The sequence below is a fragment of the Enterobacter quasiroggenkampii genome (assembly GCF_043972695.1).
GTDB classification, from domain to species: domain Bacteria; phylum Pseudomonadota; class Gammaproteobacteria; order Enterobacterales; family Enterobacteriaceae; genus Enterobacter; species Enterobacter quasiroggenkampii.
This window is the reverse complement of record NZ_CP143745.1, coordinates 4,471,922-4,494,600: the sequence shown is the minus strand read 5'-3', so window position 1 is coordinate 4,494,600 and position 22,679 is coordinate 4,471,922. Positions and strand designations below refer to the sequence as shown.

At 54.8% G+C, this 22,679-nt stretch carries 16 protein-coding genes; 4 read left to right on the top strand and 12 right to left on the bottom strand.

Translation table 11 applies throughout. The annotated features are described in order from the left end of the window. Positions 1 to 21: 21 nt before the first annotated feature. Positions 22 to 723, bottom strand: a complete 702-nt coding sequence (locus V1572_RS21365; RefSeq protein WP_395299566.1) for a YggS family pyridoxal phosphate-dependent enzyme — start codon at positions 721 to 723, stop codon at positions 22 to 24. 17 nt (positions 724 to 740) lie between these two features. Between V1572_RS21365 and V1572_RS21360 the strand changes: the two genes are divergently transcribed. After that, entirely contained in the window at positions 741 to 1,721 is a 981-nt protein-coding gene (locus tag V1572_RS21360) for a type IV pilus twitching motility protein PilT (RefSeq protein WP_262796671.1), read from the top strand. 10 nt (positions 1,722 to 1,731) lie between these two features. Here the strand turns inward: V1572_RS21360 and ruvX are convergent, their stop codons facing one another. From ruvX to metK, 8 genes are all read right to left on the bottom strand, one after another. Further along, entirely contained in the window at positions 1,732 to 2,148 is a 417-nt protein-coding gene (ruvX, locus tag V1572_RS21355) for a Holliday junction resolvase RuvX (RefSeq protein ID WP_021242076.1), read from the bottom strand. Continuing rightward, positions 2,148 to 2,708 carry a YqgE/AlgH family protein gene (locus V1572_RS21350; protein WP_008499752.1) on the bottom strand — a complete coding sequence of 187 codons (561 nt, stop codon included), beginning with the start codon at positions 2,706 to 2,708 and terminating at the stop codon, positions 2,148 to 2,150. The genes ruvX and V1572_RS21350 overlap by 1 nt, the downstream gene beginning before the upstream one ends. An 87-nt stretch (positions 2,709 to 2,795) precedes the next feature. Next, complete coding sequence (gshB, locus tag V1572_RS21345; protein ID WP_023326040.1) at positions 2,796 to 3,743, bottom strand: glutathione synthase; 948 nt, start codon at positions 3,741 to 3,743, stop codon at positions 2,796 to 2,798. Positions 3,744 to 3,762: 19 nt separating this feature from the next. After that, complete coding sequence (rsmE, locus tag V1572_RS21340) at positions 3,763 to 4,494, bottom strand: 16S rRNA (uracil(1498)-N(3))-methyltransferase (protein WP_021242075.1); 732 nt, start codon at positions 4,492 to 4,494, stop codon at positions 3,763 to 3,765. A 52-nt stretch (positions 4,495 to 4,546) separates the two neighbouring features. Then, the gene (gene endA, locus V1572_RS21335; protein WP_021242074.1) at positions 4,547 to 5,254 is read right to left on the bottom strand and encodes a deoxyribonuclease I; all 708 of its coding nucleotides are present in this window, start codon (positions 5,252 to 5,254) and stop codon (positions 4,547 to 4,549) included. 94 nt (positions 5,255 to 5,348) lie between these two features. After that, complete coding sequence (locus V1572_RS21330) at positions 5,349 to 5,846, bottom strand: SprT family zinc-dependent metalloprotease (RefSeq protein ID WP_021242073.1); 498 nt, start codon at positions 5,844 to 5,846, stop codon at positions 5,349 to 5,351. Between the two features lie 58 nt (positions 5,847 to 5,904). Further along, complete coding sequence (galP, locus tag V1572_RS21325; protein ID WP_048029084.1) at positions 5,905 to 7,302, bottom strand: galactose/proton symporter; 1,398 nt, start codon at positions 7,300 to 7,302, stop codon at positions 5,905 to 5,907. Between the two features lie 428 nt (positions 7,303 to 7,730). Continuing rightward, the gene (gene metK, locus V1572_RS21320; RefSeq protein ID WP_048224801.1) at positions 7,731 to 8,885 is read right to left on the bottom strand and encodes a methionine adenosyltransferase; all 1,155 of its coding nucleotides are present in this window, start codon (positions 8,883 to 8,885) and stop codon (positions 7,731 to 7,733) included. A 138-nt stretch (positions 8,886 to 9,023) separates the two neighbouring features. Here metK and V1572_RS21315 point away from each other — a divergent pair, with 138 nt between their 5' ends. From V1572_RS21315 to speA, 3 genes are all read left to right on the top strand, one after another. Next, entirely contained in the window at positions 9,024 to 9,194 is a 171-nt protein-coding gene (locus V1572_RS21315; protein WP_045335271.1) for a hypothetical protein, read from the top strand. A gap of 354 nt (positions 9,195 to 9,548) precedes the next feature. Next, entirely contained in the window at positions 9,549 to 9,680 is a 132-nt protein-coding gene (yqgB, locus tag V1572_RS21310; RefSeq protein ID WP_127312443.1) for an acid stress response protein YqgB, read from the top strand. A gap of 8 nt (positions 9,681 to 9,688) precedes the next feature. After that, positions 9,689 to 11,665 carry a biosynthetic arginine decarboxylase gene (gene speA, locus V1572_RS21305; protein WP_008499744.1) on the top strand — a complete coding sequence of 659 codons (1,977 nt, stop codon included), beginning with the start codon at positions 9,689 to 9,691 and terminating at the stop codon, positions 11,663 to 11,665. A 53-nt stretch (positions 11,666 to 11,718) separates the two neighbouring features. Here the strand turns inward: speA and V1572_RS21300 are convergent, their stop codons facing one another. The 3 genes from V1572_RS21300 to V1572_RS21290 are packed head-to-tail and all read right to left on the bottom strand — an operon-like array spanning position 11,719 to position 22,633. Then, the gene (locus V1572_RS21300) at positions 11,719 to 19,956 is read right to left on the bottom strand and encodes a hemagglutinin repeat-containing protein (RefSeq protein ID WP_395299565.1); all 8,238 of its coding nucleotides are present in this window, start codon (positions 19,954 to 19,956) and stop codon (positions 11,719 to 11,721) included. A gap of 14 nt (positions 19,957 to 19,970) precedes the next feature. Then, on the bottom strand, positions 19,971 to 21,704 hold the full coding sequence (locus V1572_RS21295; RefSeq protein ID WP_395299564.1) for a ShlB/FhaC/HecB family hemolysin secretion/activation protein: 1,734 nt from the start codon (positions 21,702 to 21,704) through the stop codon (positions 19,971 to 19,973). Between the two features lie 17 nt (positions 21,705 to 21,721). After that, entirely contained in the window at positions 21,722 to 22,633 is a 912-nt protein-coding gene (locus tag V1572_RS21290) for a fimbrial protein (protein ID WP_231597130.1), read from the bottom strand. Positions 22,634 to 22,679: the final 46 nt, after the last annotated feature.

Sequence of the window (22,679 nt, the reverse complement as noted above, 5' to 3'; positions counted from 1 at the left end):
GGCGTTCCTCAGGTTTCCTTATTATTTTGAGTAGTCGCGCGCACCGAAAATTGCCGTGCCGATGCGCACCATCGTGCTGCCTGCCGCAATGGCGGCTTCCATATCATCCGACATGCCCAGAGAAAGCGTGTCTACCGTGTGATAGCGCGCTTTAAGCGCCTCAAATGCTACAGCCATTTGCTGTGCCACGGCAAACTGCCTTTCATAACTTGACTCAGGCGCCGGGATTGCCATCAAACCGCGCAGGGCTAAGCGCGGCAGTTCGGCCACTTCGGCTGCCAGCGCATCCAGCTCGCTCAGCGCAATGCCGGACTTGCTGTTTTCGTCACTGATGTTGACCTGAATCAGCACGTTAAGCGCTGGCATCTCTGCCGGACGCTGGTCGTTCAGACGCGCCGCAATACGCAGGCGGTCAATGGTGTGACACCAGTCGAAGTGCTCTGCCACCAGACGGCTTTTGTTCGACTGCAGTGGGCCAATAAAGTGCCACTGCAGATCCGTCTTCCCCTGTTCCTGGAAGTAGCGAATTTTATCCACGCCTTCCTGCACGTAGTTTTCACCAAACGCCCGCTGGCCTGCGTCAATGGCTTCTGCGATGGCGCTCGCAGGCTTGGTTTTGCTGACTGCAAGCAGCGTAATTTCTTCTGAAGCCCGGCCGCAACGCGCTGCGGCGGCTGAGATTTTGTCCCGGACCTGTGCCAGGTTATGCGCAATGTCGTTCATTTTCCGAGGAGTAGTCTATGGATGTGGAAGAAATTGTGGCCCTTAGTGTAAAGCATAACGTCTCCGATCTACACCTGTGCAGTGATTCGCCACCCCGCTGGCGCAGAACGGGCCGCCTTGAGCCTGCACCGTTTCCTCCTCCTGACGTCGGGGCGTTGTTAAAAGCGTGGCTCAACGATGAGCAGCAGGGCATATGGTGGGCCAACGGGCAGGTGGATTTTGCCGCGACGGTGGCGGGAGGCCAGCGCCTGCGCGGCAGTGCCTTTAAGCAGATGCGCGGTGTCTCTGTGACGCTGCGGCTATTGCCGCGTACCTGTCCGCAGCTCGCTTCACTGGGTGCGCCGAGGGCCATCCCGGAACTGTTAACCAATGAGTCCGGGTTGATTCTGGTGACGGGGGCGACCGGCAGCGGTAAATCTACGACGCTGGCGGCGATGGTTGATTTTCTCAACCACCATACTGACGGCCATATCCTCACGCTCGAAGATCCGGTGGAATTTATCTACCAGAGCGAGCGTTGCCTGATCCAGCAGCGGGAGATTGGTCAGCACAGCCCGTCATTTGCCGACGCGCTGCGCAGCGCCTTACGCCAGGATCCTGACGTGATTTTGCTCGGGGAGTTGCGCGACAGCGAAACGATCCGCCTGGCGCTGACGGCAGCAGAGACCGGGCATCTGGTGCTGGCGACCCTGCATACGCGCGGGGCATCGCAGGCGATTGAGCGGCTGGTCGATACGTTCCCGGCGCAGGAGAAAGATCCGGTGCGTAACCAGCTGGCCGGCAGCCTGCGGGCGGTGCTGGCGCAGAAACTGCTTCCCGATCTTCAGGGCGGGCGCGTCGCGCTGTATGAGCTGCTGGTGAATACCGCCGCGGCGGCGAATCTGATACGTGAAGGAAAAACGTGGCAGCTGCCCGGCATCATTCAAACCGGTCAGCAGGCAGGCATGCAGAACTTTGACCAGAGCCTGGCCGAGAGACGGGCGCAGGGGCGGCTGTAGGCCCCTGTGCTTAAAAGCCCTGCTCGAAATAGCTTTCGAGGATGATGACGGCAGAAGCGGAGTCGACGCTGCCTTTGTTCAGCGCCCGGAAGCCGCCGTGCTCAAACAGACCCGCGCGCGCTTCGACGGTACTCAGACGCTCGTCGTGCAGCTTCACGGAGACGCCAAAGCGGCCATGGATTTTATTGGCGAACTTACGCGCCCGGGCGGTCAGCGGCTGTTCGGTACCGTCCATGTTCAGCGGCAGCCCAACAATCACGTCATCCGGCTGCCACTCCTTGAGCAGGCGCTCAATGAGGTTCCAGTCCGGCGTACCGTCGTTGGCCTTCAGGGCCGTAAGCGGGCGCGCGGTACCGGTGATGCGCTGCCCCACGGCGACGCCGATGCTTTTGGTACCAAAATCGAAGGCCAGAAGCGTTCCGCTCATCAGGCGTGCCCCGCTACGCCAGGCATGGTCAGAATATCAATACCAATCAGTTTCGCCGCGTCGCGCCAGCGATCGGCTATCGGCGTTTTAAACAGGATATTCATGTCCGCAGGCGCGGTGAGCCAGGCGTTATCGAGGATCTCCTGCTCAAGCTGGCCTTTCTCCCACGACGAATAGCCCAGCGCCACCAGCACTTCAGAAGGCTGCTCTGCGGTGCCCAGGGTTTCGAGCACGTCACGCGAGGTCGTGATAACGGTGTTGTCGGAGATGCGAATGCTTGAAGAGAATACCGGCGGCGTATGCAGGATAAAACCGCGATCTTCTGCAAGAGGTCCACCCAGCATCACGGGCTTATCAAGCCGGATTTCCGGCAGTCGCGCTTCAGCCGGGATTTTCAGCTTGTCCAGAATCCCTTCAACCTGAAGATTTTCCAGCGGTTTATTAATGATAATGCCCATCGCGCCGTCTTCATTGTATTCACAAATATAAACCACGGCGCGGCGAAAAATCGGGTCCTGGAGAGCAGGCATGGCAATAAGAAAGTGATGCTGTAAATTCATTGTCAGAGGTACTGTTTCCTGGTTTAAAAAGCGACAGCGCCCAGTATGGGGACAAACTCAGGCGCTGTCACTAATAGTATTGTTAGGTTATTTTTGTAAACGTTTTTCGATAGCGTCCATCAGCATGCCGGTGATTGAGACAGGGAATTCCGCCTCAATTTCACGAATGCAGGTCGGGCTGGTGACGTTCACTTCGGTCAGACGATCGCCGATGATATCCAGACCGACGAAGATCAGGCCTTTGGCTTTCAGCGTAGGGCCAACGCGGCGGGCAATTTCCCAGTCGCTTTCGGTCAACGGACGCGGCTCACCACGGCCACCGGCCGCCAGGTTACCACGGGTTTCGCCACCCTGCGGGATACGCGCCAGGCAGTAAGGGACCGGTTCGCCATCCACCACCAGAACGCGTTTGTCGCCGTCTTTGATCGCCGGAATATAGTTCTGCGCCATGCAGTAACGCGTTCCCAGTTCGGTCAGCGTTTCGGCAATCACGCCAATGTTCGGATCGCTCTCTTTCACGCGGAAAATCGACGCGCCGCCCATGCCGTCCAGCGGCTTCATGATGATGTCGCCGTGCTTCTGCCAGAATGCTTTTAGCTGGGCTTTGCTGCGGGTCACCAGGGTTTCCGGCGTCAGGTCAGAGAACCAGGCGGTATAGAGCTTCTCGTTACAGTCGCGCAGGCTCTGCGGCTTGTTGACGATCAGCGTTCCCTTCTCTTCGGCACGTTCGAGAATATAGGTGCAGTAGATGTACTCGGTGTCGAACGGCGGATCTTTACGCATCAGAATGACGTTGAGATCGGCCAGCGCAATGTCCTGCTCGGTGCCGAACTCATACCATTTGTCGTAGTTCTGCTCGACGTTAACGATGCGGGTGCGGGCGCGGGCTTCACCGTTGATCAGGTAAAGATCGTTCATCTCCATATAGTGGAGTTCATAGCCGCGACGCTGCGCTTCCAGCAGCATGGCGAAGCTGGAATCTTTCTTGATGTTGATGTTTGCGATGGGGTCCATCACGATGCCGAGCTTGATCATCTTTCTCTCCAATAATGCGTCAACCCAGATCGCCAAACCGTACCTGTAGCGCGGTAATGGCCGTGAGTGCCGTTGTCTCAGTGCGCAGAACGCGTGGTCCCAACAGAATATCAGTAAACTGGTAACGTGCCGTCATCGCAATTTCGTCCGCCGACAGGCCGCCTTCGGGGCCAATCAGCAGGCGAACGCGCTCAACGGGCAGGGGCAGCGTATTGATGCTGGCGCTGGCGCGCGGATGAAGATTGAGCTTCAGCCCACTGTCCTCTTCAGCACACCACTCCTCCAGGTCCATCGCCGGGCGGATCTCTGGAATCCGGTTGCGGCCACTCTGTTCACAAGCCGCGATGGCAATTTTCTGCCACTGCTGGATCTTTTTGTTCAGACGTTCCGCATCCAGTTTAACGCCACAGCGCTCAGAAAAAAGTGGCGTAATGAGGCTTACACCCAGTTCAATGGATTTCTGGATCGTGAACTCCATTTTCTCGCCGCGCGACATCACCTGGCCCAGATGGATGTGCAGCGGTGATTCCCGGTCATCCACTTCACCGCGCAGGACGTTCACGTGTACGCTTTTTTTATCTGCCCGCGTAATTTCGGCGTCGAAAACCTGGTTCGAGCCGTCGAACAGCTGTATTGCCTGACCGGCGCCCATGCGCAGCACGCGGCCAACGTGGTTGGCGGCGTCATCAGACAGGGCGATTTCGCGGCCTGCGGTAATCAGTTCAGGATGGTAAATGCGGGGAATGCGCATAGTCAGAAATTCCGTGTCTCATACGATGTAAGCGAATTGCCGCTAGTGTAGGTTAGCTCTTTTGCGCCTGGCAAGCCCGCTGGACATAAGGGTTGTGATTCCCCTGGACTCTGGCGATACGTTCGTCGCGCTGGCATTCCCACTCCGTCACCGGGTACTGCTTGTCCCAGGCGTTGAACAGCTGCGTCTGCTGGCGGGACAGGTTGAGATCGTAACGGTCGCGCATATAGAAGTAGGTGCGGGCAATGCTGCCGCGCGCGCGGGCAGGGGGCTCGGCGACTTTCTCTTTAAAATCAATCTTCATACCGCACTGGCCGTACTGGCCTTCGCCACCGTTCCACTGGCTGTACATGAAGTTACCCCGGTCGCCGTTCACTTCGCCCACCGCAGGCTGCAGGTTATGCATATCGCTTTCCATCTGGCGGTAAACCGGGTCTTTGGCACAGTTTTTTCGTCCGCCATCCTGCCAGCACTGGCGCTGGTGGCCAAACTGCCAGGCCGGAACGACATGTTCCCATTCAATACGGCTGGCGCGGTTTTCGTTTTTACGCACCTTGTAGCCGCAGGATTCAAGGTCAACGACCCCTTTTTTACCCTGCCAGTTAATTTTACAGCCGCAGTAGAAATCGCCCGGCACGTCGGCGTTGACCTTAACACCGGCCGCTTTGGCCTGAGAGAAACTGTTGATACCGTCGGCCAGGGCGTGGCCTGAGAGCGCTGTCGTCAAAAAGGCGACCGCAAGAGAAAAATTACGGGACATCTTACACTCCGTGTCAAAACGAGCCCGCAACGTAGCGAATGTTGTTCCTGTATGCAATCAGTCAGATCAGGAAAGTTCCTGAAAGTTCAGATAATTATTCCGCCACCAGCGGCTCGCCACATTTGACGCAGCGGTAGGTCGCCTCGCCGCGCACCACGCGATTATGGCGGCGGACGGTAAGCTGGTGCTGCTGGCACTGACAGCGGTAGGGGAAGGTATTGCGGCGTACCGATTCCAGCTCGAACTGATGCGTGCGGCGGGCCGGAACGCCGAGCACCGCCTCCATCATCCACTTCCACTCTTTTCCATGCGGCGCGACGCGGCCAAAGTGTTTCCACACCAGCAGATGCGCCAGCTCGTGCGGCACCACTTCATCGATAAACGCCTGCTGGTTTTCCATCATCAGCACCGGGTTAAGGCGGATCTCATACGACTCAAGCCAGGCAGTACCGGCCGAGGTGCCACGCTGCTGGTAGACGAGTTTGGGTTCAGGGTAGTTGCGACCGAGCTTCAGGTTCGCCTGGGCGAGTTTTTCCCGCAGGCTGCGCATAACGGCCTGCTGAATGGCGATGGGGAGACGGGGTGCTTTCATAGGGGCAGAGCATAAAGCGCGAAGCGGGGAGGCGCAAGAGGCGCCTCCCGTAAGAGGATCAGTCGTGGGCGCCGATTTCGCGCAGAGGACGACCTTTCATCAGGTTACGTTCAATATGTTCCAGAGACACGTGTTTGGTTTCTGGAACCAGCCAGATGGTCAGCACAATAAAGAAGATGTTCAGACCGGCGTAGACCCAGAAGGTGTTGGCATTGCCCAGGGTATTGAGCATGGTCAGGAACGTTGCGCCGACGATCATGTTCGCAACCCAGTTGGTTGCGGTAGAGCAGGTGATACCAAAATCACGCCCTTTCAGCGGCTGGATCTCAGAGCACAGCACCCAGATCAGCGGACCGGCGCTCATCGCAAACCCGACGATAAACATCAGCAGCATGCCTACCGCAAAGTACTGGGCGGTTGGGGAGTGAATGCCCACATGCATCATGGTACCGAGGACGCCCATACCGGCCGCCATCACCAGGAAGCCCAGCGTCAGGGTTGGCTTACGTCCCCAGCGGTCCACCAGACCGATGGCGATAAAGGTCGCCAGCACGTTGGTCAGACCCACGATGACGGTCCCCCACATCTGCTCGGTGGTGTTGGTATAACCCGCCAGCTCAAAGATTTTTGGCGCGTAGTACATGATGACGTTCATCCCCGTGAACTGCTGCATCACCTGCAGCAGTACGCCGAGGAAAACGGCGCGACGGAAGTTGCTGTTCTCTTTAAACAGCGCCCAGCCGGACTGTTTGACCTTCAGGCTTTCGCGGATCTCTTCCAGCTCGTTTTTCGCTTCTGCGCTGGTATCGCGCAGGCGCATCAGCACGCGTTCGGCATCGTGGAAGCGACGTTTTGCAGCAAACCAGCGCGGGCTGTCCGGCAGGAAGAAGACGCCAATCAGCAGCAGAACTGCAGGGATGATGATCACGCCGAGCATCCAGCGCCATGCGCCGCTGTAGCTAAACGCCGTATCGGAAAGGTACGCGCCCAGGATACCGATGGTGATCATCAGCTGGTACATCGAAATCATACTGCCGCGGATTTTCTCCGGCGCAATTTCAGACAGGTAAAGCGGGGCGGTATAGGACGCCACGCCCACGGCCAGACCGAGCAGTACGCGGGAAACCAGCAGGACCTCAACGTTAGGCGCTGCGGCAGAGAAGAGTGAGCCGGCAACGAACAGGATCGCGCCGATCATCAGGCTCTTTTTACGTCCGAGCTTGAAGGAGAGCCAGCCGCTGCCGACGGCCCCGACGGCCGCGCCAAACATCATGGAGCTCACCACCCACTCCTGAGTGTGAGCGCTGATCTGGAACTCGTCAGTGATGAAAGGTAATGCACCGGCAATCACGCCGATATCCAGGCCAAAAAGTAATCCTGCCAGGGCGGCGAGGAAACAGACGAAGAATGTCATCGCCTTGTTGGACGTACGCCCCTGTTTTTTATTGTCAGGCATTATGCCCTCCAGTTGGGTTATCAGTTTTATTGATGTTAAGGGTAGGTGAGCGACCCGTAAAAATATGTGAGATTAATCACATTGGTGTAATCGGTTACACTCGTGTGTAACCGTAAATAAAATTAAGGCTTTGAAAATATAGAGGTAAATGAGGTGATGCGCATCGCGAAAGGACACATTTCAGACTTAACTGAAAGGGAATGTAACAGCAGAAGAAAGGCGATCACGCAAAGAGAATATTCTGAAAGCGGAAGACATCCGCTGCGGTGTAATCGGTTCCAAACGGTGCGCCTTTCAGCCGGGTGGCGGCTGCGCCTTACCCGGCCTACAGAAGCTCCGTACCCCGTAGGTCGGGTAAGGCGTAGCCGCCACCCGACAAAAAAAAAGGCCAGCCCGAAGGCTGGCCTTTTAAAAGCGATGTCAGTCGATTACTTCAGACCGGCAGCTTCACGCAGCAGCGCGGCTTTGTCGGTTTTTTCCCATGGGAAATGTTCGCGACCAAAGTGACCGTATGCAGCGGTTTCTTTGTAGATTGGGTGCAGCAGATCCAGCATCTGAATCAGGCCGTATGGACGCAGGTCGAAGAACTCGCGCACCAGCAGGGTCAGCTGTTCTGCAGGCACTTTCTCAGTACCGAAGGTTTCAACCATGATGGAGGTGGGTTCAGCCACGCCGATAGCATAGGAAACCTGAATCTCACAGCGGTCAGCCAGGCCGGCAGCCACGATGTTTTTCGCTACATAACGTGCTGCGTACGCTGCAGAACGGTCCACTTTTGATGGATCTTTACCGGAGAATGCACCGCCACCGTGACGCGCCATGCCGCCGTAGGTATCAACGATAATTTTACGACCGGTCAGGCCGCAGTCACCCATTGGGCCGCCGATCACAAAGCGTCCGGTTGGGTTGATGAAGAATTTAGTGGCGCTGCTCAGCCATTCGGTTGGCAGAACCGGCTTGATGATCTCTTCCATCACTGCTTCCTGCAGGGATTTCTGATCGATCTCTTCGGAATGCTGGGTGGACAGAACGACCGCATCAATACCGACAATTTTACCGTCGTCGTACTGGAAGGTGACCTGGCTTTTTGCATCCGGACGCAACCACGGCAGGGTGCCGTTCTTACGCACTTCAGCCTGACGCTGCACCAGACGGTGTGCGTAGGTGACCGGTGCTGGCATCAGCACGTCGGTTTCGTTGGTTGCATAGCCGAACATCAGGCCCTGGTCGCCCGCGCCCTGTTCCAGCGGATCGGCACGGTCAACGCCCTGGTTGATGTCTGGAGACTGTTTGCCAATCGCGCTCAGTACCGCGCAGGAGTTGGCATCAAAGCCCATATCAGAATGCACATAACCGATCTCACGCACCGTGTTACGGGTGATCTCTTCGATATCAACCCATGCGCTGGTGGTGATCTCACCGCCAACCAGAACCATGCCGGTTTTGACATAGGTTTCACACGCGACGCGCGCTTTTGGATCCTGCGCGAGGATCGCATCCAGCACCGCATCGGAAATTTGGTCAGCAATTTTATCAGGATGTCCTTCTGATACGGACTCGGACGTAAACAGGTGTTTTGCCATGTTTTATTTCACCTAAGAGGAATTTGGTTAGCTCAAGCTGCTGTGTGGAATAGCCAAAGGAGATAATTCTACCAAGGCCTGCAGGTTTTTGACACTGGCAGTATGAGTGTTAATCAGTATAGATGGATTAACATCTGGATGGCTATTTTAGGTCACTTCTTCACCCGATTTCCAGTTTTTTTTGACTCATCTCTCACTCAGTTGAAATTGCTGCTGGCAAAAATTCCTGACGGTGCTGGCAACACGCGCATTTTTGTTTTGCTTTTTAGCCCCCTTCTCGGTATAAAACGCGGCGCGCGGCTCATATAAAATAAGCGCTCGATGAACTCATCGTGTCGCCACTTCCAGCCGGGTAAAGCAGTGAACTTTTAGCTTTGGCTTGGGGTCCGTTTCAGCAGAGGCGGCCGTGGAGGTGATACGAGATAATGAACCATCGTTTTCCGCTAATTCAGCGCAGCCGTTCTGGCGCGCATTTGATTCCCGCAACCCGCATTTCTAGTCTGCAAACCTGCCGATGTTATACCCATCTCGGCGCTTCTCAGGATTCCAGGGCCGGTCACGCTTTGTGAAAACTGAACAAGGGCGCTCTTGTTAATACAAGAGTTTTCTCGTGGTTTCGCCGAACCTTGTCATACAGAGTTCGGATACGTGTTTTACAATGATATGAATAAGAAACCGGTCGCACGGTCTGGATTTCAGCATACTCTGCTGGGAAACGGAGCCGTTTATGGGTTGTTATCGCCGTATAACGCTGCGATAGTAGTCAACTGTTTTACACTTAATACAAAGAGTTGAGGTTCGCTATGTCTGACGACATGTCTTCTTTTTCGCCTTCGTCAGCGGGCGAACAGGGTGTACTACGTTCTATGCAGGAGGTTGCGATGAGCTCCGAGGAAGCCAGCAAGATGCTGCGCACTTACAATATTGCCTGGTGGGGCAATAACTACTACGACGTCAACGAACTGGGCCACATCAGCGTCTGCCCGGATCCGGACGTCCCTGAAGCGCGCGTGGATCTCGCCAAACTGGTGAAAGCCCGTGAAGCTCAGGGCCAGCGTTTGCCTGCACTGTTCTGCTTCCCGCAGATCCTGCAACATCGCCTGCGTTCGATTAACGCCGCGTTCAAGCGCGCGCGTGAATCCTACGGCTATAAAGGCGACTACTTCCTGGTTTACCCCATCAAGGTTAACCAGCACCGCCGCGTGATCGAATCTCTGATCCACTCCGGCGAGCCGCTGGGTCTGGAAGCCGGCTCCAAAGCGGAGCTGATGGCGGTTCTGGCCCATGCGGGCATGACCCGTTCAGTGATCGTCTGTAACGGCTATAAAGACCGTGAATACATTCGTCTGGCGCTGATTGGCGAGAAGATGGGCCACAAGGTCTATCTGGTTATCGAGAAGATGACTGAAATCGCCATCGTGCTGGAAGAGGCCGAGCGTCTGAACGTCGTGCCACGCCTTGGCGTGCGTGCGCGTCTGGCGTCACAGGGTTCCGGCAAATGGCAGTCCTCCGGCGGCGAAAAATCCAAGTTCGGCCTGGCGGCGAACCAGGTGCTGCAGCTGGTAGAAATTCTGCGCGAGCGTGGTCGTCTGGACAGCATTCAGCTGCTGCACTTCCACCTCGGCTCGCAGATGGCCAACATTCGCGACATCGCGACCGGCGTGCGTGAGTCAGCGCGTTTCTACGTTGAGCTGCACAAGCTTGGCGTGAATATTCAGTGCTTCGACGTGGGCGGCGGCCTGGGCGTGGACTACGAAGGGACCCGCTCGCAGTCTGACTGCTCCGTGAACTACGGCCTGAACGAATACGCGAACAACATTATCTGGGCGATCGGCGATGCCTGTGAAGAGAACGGCCTGCCGCACCCGACGGTGATCACCGAATCCGGTCGCGCGGTCACCGCGCACCATACGGTGCTGGTCTCGAACATCATCGGCGTTGAGCGCAGCGAAACCACCGAAGCGACGCCGCCGGCAGACGATGCGCCGCGTTCCCTGCAGAGCATGTGGGAAACCTGGCAGGAGATGCACGAGCCGGGCACGCGTCGTTCCCTGCGCGAATGGCTGCACGACAGCCAGATGGACCTGCACGACATCCACGTGGGGTATTCCTCAGGCACCTTCAGCCTGCAGGAGCGCGCGTGGGCGGAGCAGCTCTATCTGAACATGTGCCATGAAGTGCAGAAACAGCTCGACCCGAGCAACCGTGCGCACCGTCCGATTATCGACGAGCTGCAGGAGCGAATGGCGGATAAGATCTACGTCAACTTCTCGCTGTTCCAGTCGATGCCGGATGCCTGGGGTATCGATCAGCTGTTCCCGGTTCTGCCGCTGGAAGGGCTGAACCACGCCCCGGAACGTCGCGCGGTGCTGCTGGACATCACCTGTGACTCTGACGGCGCAATCGACCACTACGTTGATGGCGACGGTATCGCCACGACGATGCCAATGCCGGAATACGACCCGGAGAACCCGCCAATGCTGGGCTTCTTTATGGTCGGCGCGTATCAGGAGATCCTCGGCAACATGCACAACCTGTTCGGTGATACCGAGGCGGTTGACGTGTTTGTCTTCCCTGACGGCAGCGTGGAAGTTGAGCTGTCTGACGAAGGGGATACTGTGGCGGACATGCTGGAATACGTTCAGCTGGATCCGAAAACCCTGCTGACGCAGTTCCGCGACCAGGTGAAAAACACCGGGCTGGACGATGCGCTGCAGCAGCAGTTCCTGGAAGAGTTTGAAGCGGGTCTGTACGGATATACGTATCTGGAAGACGAATAACGCACGAATGGGGCGTTAAAAAAAGGGTCTGACGAAAGTCAGACCCTTTTGTTTTAGCTGTACTGCTGGTCGGTGAAGGTGATGGTCACCGGGGCATAGATATTAATCGGTCGATCGATTTGCAACGCCTTCCACTGGGGACGCGCGTTCATCGCACCTTTGCTCATGTCGCCGTTCCACTGCTTGTGTTCCGGCGTTTTCGGCATATCCATCCCGGTTTGACCGGTGGACGATCCCGGAGAGAGCTTAACGTCATCGCCTTTGGTGTTGCTGGACGGCGCAACGCCATTGGTCATGTCGCCATTCCACTGCTTGTGCTCCGGCGTTTTCGGCATATCCATCCCGGTTTGACCGGTGGACGACCCCGGAGAGAGCTTGACGTCATCGCCTTTGGTGTTGCTGGACGGCGCAACGCCGTTGGTCATGTCGCCATTCCACTTCCTGTGGTCCGGTGTTTTCGGCATGTCTTTACCGGTTTTAGCCGTCGCGGAGCCCGGAGAAAGCACCGGATAGTAAGTTTCCGGTACGGCCCATTTCTTCACTGGCGTAACCGTTGCGGCCTCTGGTTTTGCTTTTGGCGTCAACGGCTGAGACGCTGACGGCACGACTTTCGGCACGGCTTCACTGTGTGCTGTTTCAGACGCGACGGCCTCTTTATGCACCACCGAAGAGGCGGACGTGGAGGTCGTTGACGCCGTCGTTTTCTCAACCGTCATGTGCTGAGAATCGGACGTGGTGCGCGTCGTCGTTGTCGTGGTCTGCTGCGCTGAGCCCGGCTTAGTCGGCGTACACTTGTGTGGACAGCCGCCACCGCCCGTATGGCTGTCGTCCGGCACCGCTGGCGTATCGCTGTCTGCATCAGCGCCGTTTTTCTTCTTCTTGCGGATGCCCGGATCGGCGAGCGTGTAGGAGATGTTATTTCCTGCTTCTTTCTCATCACGCGTCACGGTCGACATTGCCTCTTTATCGGCGTTGAGTTCACCGTTTACCGCCGCGCTGGTCGTGTCACCCACTGCGATGGTGGATTTCTGCGTTTCGTTGTAGTGAATTTCATCCACGGTATCGACGTAGATGTTCGCAGACGGCACGACGGCCTTTTTGTCCTTCACGCTCAGGCCGATACCGCCGCCGCCGTACAAACCATCCTGCTCAACGTGGTCTTCCAGCGTTTTCGCATTGATATCGCCTGCAACGTTCACCGAGCCCGTACCGTCCTGAGACACCAGGTTGGCCCCGGTCATGTTCAGGTCGCCGCCGGTTTTGACATTCAGTTCGCCCGTGGTATTGATACCGGATTGCTTCGCTGTTTTAGCCGAATCGTAACTCTCGGAGCCTCCGCCCCCGTTTACGGATACGTTAGGGATAACGCCTGTCGACGTGCCCGATATGCCCACCGAGGCGCCCCAGTTACCGCGGCTGCTTTCGGTGTGCTCGGTATCCTGCACGGAGGTGACAGTCATGTCGCCCGCGACATTCACATCGGCCTTCGCAGCATCAATGTTAGCGCCCTTTATGTGCATATCACCGCCCGCGTTCACCGTCACATTTTCGCCGGTGAGGGTACTGTTCTGGTACGACGTCGAGCTGCCGGAACCGTGCTCCGTACTGCCGTTGTAATCGACCGAAACGCCGCCGCTTATGCCGGTAATATCCACGCCTACGCCTGCGGTAATACCGCCTTTGTGTTTGTCGGTTTCACTGGTGTAAGAGGTTGTTGATTTCGCCGCGTTGATGTCCACATCGCCACCCGCATTGATCTCCGTATTCTGCGAGTTCACGTTCACGCCGTTGAGCGTGGTATCGTTGGTCGAATTAATGCTGACGTTTTTAGCATTGATATTGGTGATGTTCTCCGCCGTTGCGGTGCTCGTTTCTTTCGTTTTCGTCGTGTTACCGCCGAAAGTGACGGAGGCGCCAGCAAGATCGTTCAACAGGATGTTGGACACATCGCCCAGCACTTCCGCCGTCGTGGTTCCGCCGTTAATTGACTGACCTTTCTGCGATTTATCAATCAGATTACCGGTTTTGTCGATCGCGTCAGCTACGGCACTGTGGGCCTCACCTGAAATACCGACAAAGCGGTCTTTGTGGGTGGTGGTGGTTTTGGTTTCATCCTCGTATTTGGTGCTGGCGACATCCTGCGCGTTAATGCTGAGCTTATCGCCGGCTGAAAGGTCAGCGCCGCCAATATCCGCCGTTTTTCCTGCATTCACGGAACCGGAATCGGCAAAATTAATGGACGCGTTGGTGTTCTGCTTGCTCTGGGTCGACACGGTATCGGTCGTGTCTTCCATACCCACCCTGAAACCTGCCGTATCGGTGATCGGCGCGCGGCCCGGTTTGTCGCCAACCGCGGAGGTTTCAGAGCTACCGCCCGCGCTGGAGTAGTCGCCAGAGGTGGTATTTTTTGTGGTGCCCTCGTTTTTGCCGTAGGACACTGAGGCGGATTTACCGCCGCCGCTGATTGAGGCATCAGCAATAAACTGACGAGACTGCGTGGTTTGTTCCTGAACGGACACGTTTTCAGAGGTTTTTATCTCAACGTTTTCTGCCGCATTGATGGCGCCGCCGTTGGCGTTAATGCTGCCGCCTTCCATGACCACATTCTTGCCGGCATCAATCTGAACGTTACCGCCAGCCTTAACGGTTGAGCCGATAGCTTCCCCGCTGACCGTTTTGGTGTCGGTGGTGGTATAGCTGGACAGACCGGTGATCTCGGTATCGATGGTACGGGTAGAATCAATCTGATGCAGGTCGTTGAAGGTGACGTCACCTTCGCTTGCCTTCATGGTCACGTCCTGACCTGCCGTAATATCCGCCGCGTTGGAGGTGATAGTTTTCGCTTGCATATTGATACTGCCGCCAGCGGTGACGCCGTCATCGTGCGCATGAATCATCTGCTTGCCGTCTTCGCCGTGGCCGACAGACGCGGTCAGAGTGATGTCGCCTTGTTCAGCCTTCATGTCAATGTCGCCACCGGCGTTCACTGCCGCACCGTTAGAGGCAATGCTGCCCTTTTCCGACGTCATTGAGACGTTATTACCCGCAGAGATGCCGGCATTCGTCGCGTTGCTGATATTTTTGATATCACCCTCGGCCACCAGCGTAACGTCACCCCGGGAGGAGAGGGTACCGTTCACGTTGTTGATGGCGGTGGCATCAACAGACAGGCTATTCCCGGCAGCGATGGACGCTGTGCCATTGCTGATATCACCGGAAGCCAGCTGGCGAAGGGTTTCAGGGCAAAGGTAGACTACCGGTACCAGCACTTCCGTCCCTTTGATGTTCTGGCTCACGAACCAGACGATATCTTGGGTCAGCCCATTGCGCTGCTCTTCGCTCAGGGGTTGGCCCACCACCAGATTCAGATCGCTGTTTTTCGCCGCAATCCCGGCGTTATCCATCAGATTCTGCACCAGCGCATCGCCTTCGAGACCGTCTCGTATCGCAAACATGCTGCCCACGGAGCGGCTGATCTCTCGACGAATCAATTCGGAGATGAAGTAGTTATCCCCAATGACGTTAACGGTCTCGGTGGTGGTGTAATCCACCTTGTCGAAATAGTAGTCAGAGCCGCTGTACTTGCTCTGGTCGATCATTTCCGGGCGCGTTTCGAAAATTGGAATGATGTGGTTGGCCGGGCCGCTGTATTCGGTACCGTTTTTCGCCGCCGCGGAGGCTTTTTTGAATTCGTCAGTGACTTCAAACATCCCCGGCAGGGAGACCAAATCCTTTATGGTCGGCAGCGGGCTAATCCCCATGGCCAGCTCTTCCAGCGTTTTGGTATTGACGGCAACATCATAGCCCGCAATGACCGTATCTACGCTGTAGTCACCCACGTCGATATTCTGAACAGTGGCGTTCTCTCTGATCGTACCCGCGTTCGCCAGGCCGTTATCCAGGGTGCCGCCATTGTGCGTGAAGTTACGACCCGCCGTGATTTCGCCTTTTTCAGACGGCACAAAGTAGATCATATTCTTCTTCAGTGAGTTAGTGCTGGCATCACCGTCGTTGAGACTGTGCCATGCTGCGCTCAGGGTACCGTACTCCTGCGCGTTCCACGTTTCGCCAAACACTTTGCTCATGACATAGCTGAGCTGGGTTGAGGTATTTGCGGCGTCGATCAGGGATTTATAGCTACGATCTCTGTTCGGATCCTCGCTGCCGCTTTTGGTCTCGGGCTCGCCGTCGCCAAAGACGAAATCGAGGTATTGATACAGCGAGCTGAAGGTCAGCGTCGTGTAGTGCTCCGATGCCACCTTCCAGAAGTCGGTCAGCACGATCGGTTCATTGAGCGTGAGGTGCAGATAATCATACATCGATTCCGACGTATATTTTGGCGAGTTCAGAAGATTACCGGTAATGGTGATATCACGTCCCGCCTGGATCAGGCCGCCGGTATTTTTGATCTCTTTGTCCGCGAAGATATCGCGCTGGTTGATATTGATATCTTTGCCCGCGCTGATTTCGCCAAGTTTGTCCATGGCGATATCGGAGCTCAATACCGGAATGTGCAGCACCGTGGTGATGCTGACCTGCGTCATCACGTTATCTACACCGGACCACTGGCCCACTGCGTCCTGCGTTTGGGTTTGCGAAATCGTGCCGCCCGTATAGGTGCTTTGGTTTTCCAGATAGGCTGCATCAATATTAATATTTTGCTCGGAACGAATGATCCCGGCGTAGTTAATCAGGCTTTTCGCGATGAGCGACATGTCGCCCATGCTCAGAATGTTGCCCGTAAAATCGTTAACAAAGGTGCCATTGCGGACATCGATATCCATCTGCCCCAGCGACCAAAGCAGGCTGTTACTGTTGTTCGTCATCCCACCGGCATGGATGTGCATATCCCCGCCCGTCACGACAGACTTGCTGTTGACAAATTTACCGTCTGCCTGCAGCGTCAGGTTGCCAATCACTTCCATCATGGTGTTATTGAACAGGGAGCCTTCGGTGCTCAGCGTCATATCATGACCCGCGCGGATATTACGGGTCATGTCATCCAGGGTGAGGGAATCTTTCACCCTGAGCATTAAATCATGACCCGCTTCGAGGATGCCGCTGGTGTTATTTAGCGTGTCAAGGTTGAGATTCATGTCGTTTCTGGCGACCGTTACGCCAGATTCATGATTATTCAGTTTCGACGCGTTGATCGTGACGTTATTACCGGCGATCAGACCATTTCTTTCGTTGGTGATCGTTCCTCCGGCCACATTAAGGGTGGTGTTATTTGCCCCAGAGATCACTGCCGCGTCAGAGTTGATCACATTGTGAGCGACGTTAAGAGACACGTCGCTTTGCGTCGACACAATCACCGCCTGTTCGGTGTTGGCCAGGTTTTGCGCGTTAATCGTGATGTCGCCGCCCGCCACGATAGTGGACACTGACTGCTGTCCATCATCAGCGGTGATGCTGCCGAGATTGCTCAGCGTGTCGGCAACAATCTCCAGCGGTCCATTAACGGCCTGGATGATGCCCGCCGTGCGGTTTGTCACAACGCCAATGGCGTTCAGGACCGTTTTCATATTGGCGGAGATCACCGCGCTGTCGCTGTTGACGAGGGACTCAACGTCTTCAATCGTCAGATTACGTAGCGCAACCAACACATGATCTTCGCCTTTGTTGGTCAGGTTTTTAACGTTGCGAATGATCAGATCCAGGCCCGCCTGAACCACACCTTCGTTATTCAGGTCGTCAACGTCGTCGATCGCAATGGTCCCGTTGCCGATCATCACGGCGCGGTTGTTCAACGTCTTCACGCCGCTGATATTCAGATCGCCAGCAGAGGCAATCACCGCATCGCTGCTGTTGTTAAGCGTGGTTGCTCCCGCGATGGAGAGAGCGGCATCCGATTTAATCATCGAGGCGCCGCTGTTATTCAGGGTACCTACGTTTCTCAGCGTGGTGTTTTCTGCGCCGAACAGGGTTGCACCTTCAGTGTTATTGAGGGTGTTCACATCGGACAATGACAGCGTGCCGTCAGAAATCACAAAGCTGCCGGTGTTATTGAGCGTGTTGAGATGGGTCAGTTGCAGCGTCTTGCTGGCATACAGCGTGGCGGCGTTCAGGTTATCGATGGCGCTAACGCGATCGAGCGTCAGGCTACCGGCCTGAATCGTTGAGGCGTCGTTAAGCAACGATGCTGCTGAAACGGAGAGGTTTTCTCTTGCCGCGATCAGTGCGTCATGCGTGTTTGCGAGGGTGGAAATTCCGCTGGCATGGACATTTTCGCCCTGGATCAGCCCATCGTTATTGTTTACAGCCAGTGCGCCGTCGCCATTTAGGGTCAGATTCTTTCCGGCAACAATGCTGCCTTTTTGACTATTCAGCAGCGCTTTTTTGACATCAAGCTGCATGTCTGTGCCCGCACTCAGCGTGCCGCCCTGGTTTTTCAGATTCTCGGTGGCGATGGTCAACTTCTCGCTCGCGCTGACGTTGCCGCGGTTACTGACGGTTGCACCGGCCTTACGGGTACTGGCGGAGACATTACGACCTGCAATACGTCCGGTATTGCTGAGGGTGTCACCGCCGGATGTCAGCGTCACATCATGCTTGTTGCTGGCAATGGTGCCGTCGTTGACGATATTACCGTCGGCATCAATAAAGATCAGCGCATCGTTACCGCTCAGGGTACCGCTGTTTGACACATCACCGTTGACGTTAATGCGCACCTCACCGCTATCCGCACCGATATGACCACTGTTGTTAAGGGCGCTGGCGGTCATGACCAGATTGTTATCCGCATAAAGGCGGCCTGCATTGTCAAGATGACCGACAGACAGCGTCTGGGCGTTGCTGGCATAGAGAATGCCATTGTTCTTCATCGAACCTGATGCAATCCGGATATCCCCTGTGGCGCTGACGGAACCCTTGTTTTCAAACGCGCCGGTGAGGTTGAACTGAAGCGTTCCTTTCTTCGCGAGAATAACGCCTTCATTGTTGGTCATGCTGCCCGCAGTGATGTTGATATCACCACTGTTGCTCACGACCTCCGCGTCGGAGACGAGAGTGCTGAATGGCACCTGCTGGCCATTCTGAATGACGACAAAATCGCCATTTTTTAACGTAACGACGCCACCGGAAATGACGGCTCCGTTAGCATCCAGCGCCTTGAGTTTGCCGGAAAGGGTGTACTGCCCGGCAACATTAATCTGAATCGCGGGAACCGCTGTCGTCGCATTGTTTTGCGCGAGGATCGCCGCCGTGTTTTGCAGCAGGGTAGACGCATCAATGCGGATGGTACCGGTACGGGAGATCAGGTCGTTATTCACCGTCAGGCCGGAGAGGGCATGCAGAATAATATTATTCTGCGCTTCGGTGCTCCCGGCGCCGCTGCTGTTTTTATTGAGGGCAATATTGTTGCCGCTGACGGTGACGTTTTTGTCGCTGCGTATGCCCGTCAGCGTCACGTCGCCGTTAGCGCTGATCTCAATATCATCCGTGGCTATGATACTGCCCTGGTGACGGACGCCCGCGCCGGACTCGGTACTGATAAGCTGAATTTTACCGCCGTACATCGACCCCATTGCCCGACCATCAATCGCGACATCCGGTGCGTGTCCGTCACCCGCATTGCGAACGCTATGCACGCGGCTGGAGAGGTCGTAATCGTTCTGGCCCGCAACAACCTTGATATCGGCCTGACCCGCAATTTCACCTTCCAGTTGAGCGCTGCGGCTAACGATGTCGAAGTAAGTCAGCCCTTCGGTAGAAATACCTTGTCCCGTGACAGAAACGTTACCTTTCTCAACCGCAAGTTTATAGTTGCCGTCCTCTTTCATCTGTACCTTACCGGTACTCAGCGTCAGGCTGTTGGCATTAATGGTGGTGGCGCCGTTAACGCTAATGCCGTTTTCGTTGGCAACGATCACGTCCGCTTTTCTGCCAAAGACTTCCATCGTTCCGTTAATATAGGAGGCCTGGGCACCCGTCACTTCACTGATAATGGCTTTTGCTTCATGCTCAAGCTGGGCGTTTTTAACCGTATAGCCCCCGATCTTAGACACGCCATCCTGCATGCTGTTGTTAAAGATCAGACCATTTTTATCAACGTTAAACTGGTCAAATTTATTCAGTGAAACACCTTTCGCATTCGGATCGGTGATATTCACGACTGGCGTGCCGTTAGCCGCCTGGCCCATGGTTGGCCCTTTGCTCTGGCTGGCATCCGGCACCGTCGCGGCTTCGGCATTAGCGGCGAGGATACCCGCTATCGAAATAAAAAGGGGACAAAGGTGTTTATGTAAATTCCCAGCGGTTAGCTTCGTTTTTGAAGTTTTATTATTGCTCATAAAAATTCCTTAAATTAGAAAGTTACTTCCATCTTGTAATAAACGACCGTGTTATCGACGGTATTCTCTTCCAGTGAATCTGGTTTTTTTATAGGCCAGCCCGCGAGGACATATGTTGAGAAATGGCTACCGGTAGCTTTAATTCCGACCGAGCCACCCATCATGAATTGGCTGTCACATACGTTGACACCTTTAGGGCAATTATCTTTGGCAAACCCCAGGTCATAACCTAAATAGGGAATAAGCTGATAAATACCGCCGATGCCAATATCAAAAGGAAACTGCAGCGTATTGGCGATCCAGCCGCCGCTATCAACCAGCAGGCTATCGTCCTTAAATCCGCGCACGGTGAATTCATCGCCCAGCGTTAATTTTGCATCGCTGACCAGGACGTGCGGGGTGTACTGGAACCCGGCGTTGAGTTCATAGACGCCACCCAGACGGCCAGCCTGAAAAAGCGGACGCGTCCAGCTGGCAATGCCGTTGTACTTGACGTAATCAAGGTCAAAACCTTTGAGATCGGCATCGTTTTTCCAGGCAGAACCGAACCAGGGAACCGCCGCCGTCACGCCCACATCGCCATAGAACCAGCCGTTCATCAGGGCACCGACCCACGTTGCGCCTGACGAAATCGCGGTATAGGTTTTAGAGCTGACGTCTATACGGTGGTTTTCAATGCTGTTGTCGCTGTTACGTCTTTCGACTTTTGCCCACCAGCTGGTTTTACCCGTGGCGTTACGGCCCAGCATGCGGCTGATACGCAGTGAAGCGCGGTCTGAATCTCCGTCAGACGCGTAACTGGCGTTATTGCCGGCAAGGGTTTTATCGTAGCTGGATTTGTAATAAAGCGCGTCGAATGACCAGTAACCCAGCGGGATGCTGTAACTCGTTGACCACGCATCCTGATTATCCTGGTTATTTTTCAGGTTATTCCATGAATAATATACGTTGAAAATATCATTGATACCGGCAATGTTTTTAGCGGTTACGCTGCCATAATACTGCTGCCAGCCGTCAGCCTTAATGCCAGAGTTGTTAAGGCCCGCGGCAACGGAAAGGGGGAACTCAGGCTTGTGCAGCAGATTAAGATCGGAATAGCTGTTTACAATCGACGGCTGAATATCAATATTGTCTTTGGGATAAACGCGCAGCAGGTTTTCGACCATCTGATCGATATCCTGCATGTTCAGAATCTTGTCTTTCGCAAAGGGGTAGGCAGTGAACAGGCGCGTGCGTTCACGGAGAGACGGTTCATGCCCGTTAACCTTAAGATTGTTTATTTTCCCCCACAGCACCCGTAGAGAGAGCGTACCCGTTTTGATATTCCCTGGCTCAATACCAATAAGCGTTGTGGCATAACCGCGGGAAATATAAAAATCGGTCAGCTCTTTAACCAGTTCAAATATTTCTGTTCTGCCGAGCATTTTGCCTTCATAGCGATCGATAATCGCCTGACGCAGTGGCGAACCGTCAAACAGGACATCATCAAGAATAACGATATGATTGATCTGAAAGCGCCAGCTCGAGTCGCTGCTGGTCAGGGTTTCTTCTCCGGCTTCACGCAATTTTTTTTGTTGCTGGATTAACCGTTCGTTCCGCTTGGCTTCTTCTATTAATGCCTGGCTGGTTTGTCTTTCGAGACGATCCAGTTCCTGTTTATTTTGCTGGCCGGGAAGTGCCGCCGTAGCGTGAGCCGCAGGAATGAGCGGCACTAATAAAAGCGCATATTTTGAAAAACGCTGAAGCACGAATCTCTCCTTGAAAATTATTGTATAGCCATGGTGTATTGAATTGCGCCGACCACCCTGCCAGCACTTAATGAATTTGCGCGATTAACTTCTGTAGGAACGTAAATCTGAGCCTGATAGTTTTTCGTTACTCGGGATGAAACCGGGAAAACAATGAGTTTCTCAAGAATAAGGGGCGTTGAAACATACGTGCTCGATTTTTCGTAAACCATAATCGCGAAGTTTTGGGCGTAGCCTTCGCCGGTCTCCACCCCCAGAATACCGCTCGATTCTGCGAATTTTGTCCTGAGCATAGAAGAGATAGTTAAGCCAACTTGTTCCGCTTCCGGGCACGTGATGGTAATAGAAAAGTCTTTTTTATCGCCCTGGTAATTTGGTGTGTTCTGGAATGAGGCAATACTGTAGGTCCCTAAATTGACGTTTGTCGACGAGGGATAAATGGAGCATGAACGCGTATTCACTTTAATCGGTACTGATAAATTGATAGTAAGAATACGAAGCTCATCCTCTGGCGTGAGCAAAGGTTTGACTTTTACGTTAACCATTTCACCGGCAGGGATCTCGGTTTCACCCTGATTAATGGTGCCGGTCTGAACAAACTCCAGTAGCACCGTGCTGTTATCGATTGAACAGCTCGGACTACAGGTCACAGGAGAGCCGGAGTTACCCGGCACCCAGGCGTTTCCGGTATTGGCTGGCCATTTCATCCGAATACCAATGCCCGGAATTTCGGTTGCATAGACTTTATCTATCGATGAAGAGAGATAATTTCGGCTGTATGCAGTGTGCCACTGCGTTTGCGTTGATTCATCACAGCTATATTTGATGTTAGGTGCGGTATAGGTTTTAGACCATAATACCGTTCCTGCGGAGCCTTTATCCGCAGGGTTCAGCGTAATGTTGTCTGTGATATTTAACACCTTTTCCACACCGTCGATTCTGCACGCTGAGGCTTTTACTTCAAGGCTAAATATC

Excerpts from the sequence above, each read along its gene's own strand:
- galP (WP_048029084.1), bottom strand. The coding sequence starts at position 7,302 with ATGCCTGACAATAAAAAACAGGGGCGTACGTCCAACAAGGCGATGACA.
- V1572_RS21300 (WP_395299565.1), bottom strand. The coding sequence starts at position 19,956 with ATGAGCAATAATAAAACTTCAAAAACGAAGCTAACCGCTGGGAATTTA.
- V1572_RS21350 (WP_008499752.1), bottom strand. The coding sequence starts at position 2,708 with ATGAATTTACAGCATCACTTTCTTATTGCCATGCCTGCTCTCCAGGAC.
- V1572_RS21330 (WP_021242073.1), bottom strand. The coding sequence starts at position 5,846 with ATGAAAGCACCCCGTCTCCCCATCGCCATTCAGCAGGCCGTTATGCGC.
- gshB (WP_023326040.1), bottom strand. The coding sequence starts at position 3,743 with ATGATCAAGCTCGGCATCGTGATGGACCCCATCGCAAACATCAACATC.
- V1572_RS21360 (WP_262796671.1), top strand. The coding sequence starts at position 741 with ATGGATGTGGAAGAAATTGTGGCCCTTAGTGTAAAGCATAACGTCTCC.
- speA (WP_008499744.1), top strand. The coding sequence starts at position 9,689 with ATGTCTGACGACATGTCTTCTTTTTCGCCTTCGTCAGCGGGCGAACAG.
- endA (WP_021242074.1), bottom strand. The coding sequence starts at position 5,254 with ATGTCCCGTAATTTTTCTCTTGCGGTCGCCTTTTTGACGACAGCGCTC.
- yqgB (WP_127312443.1), top strand. The coding sequence starts at position 9,549 with ATGAATAAGAAACCGGTCGCACGGTCTGGATTTCAGCATACTCTGCTG.
- metK (WP_048224801.1), bottom strand. The coding sequence starts at position 8,885 with ATGGCAAAACACCTGTTTACGTCCGAGTCCGTATCAGAAGGACATCCT.
- V1572_RS21365 (WP_395299566.1), bottom strand. The coding sequence starts at position 723 with ATGAACGACATTGCGCATAACCTGGCACAGGTCCGGGACAAAATCTCA.
- ruvX (WP_021242076.1), bottom strand. The coding sequence starts at position 2,148 with ATGAGCGGAACGCTTCTGGCCTTCGATTTTGGTACCAAAAGCATCGGC.
- V1572_RS21315 (WP_045335271.1), top strand. The coding sequence starts at position 9,024 with ATGGCTATTTTAGGTCACTTCTTCACCCGATTTCCAGTTTTTTTTGAC.
- rsmE (WP_021242075.1), bottom strand. The coding sequence starts at position 4,494 with ATGCGCATTCCCCGCATTTACCATCCTGAACTGATTACCGCAGGCCGC.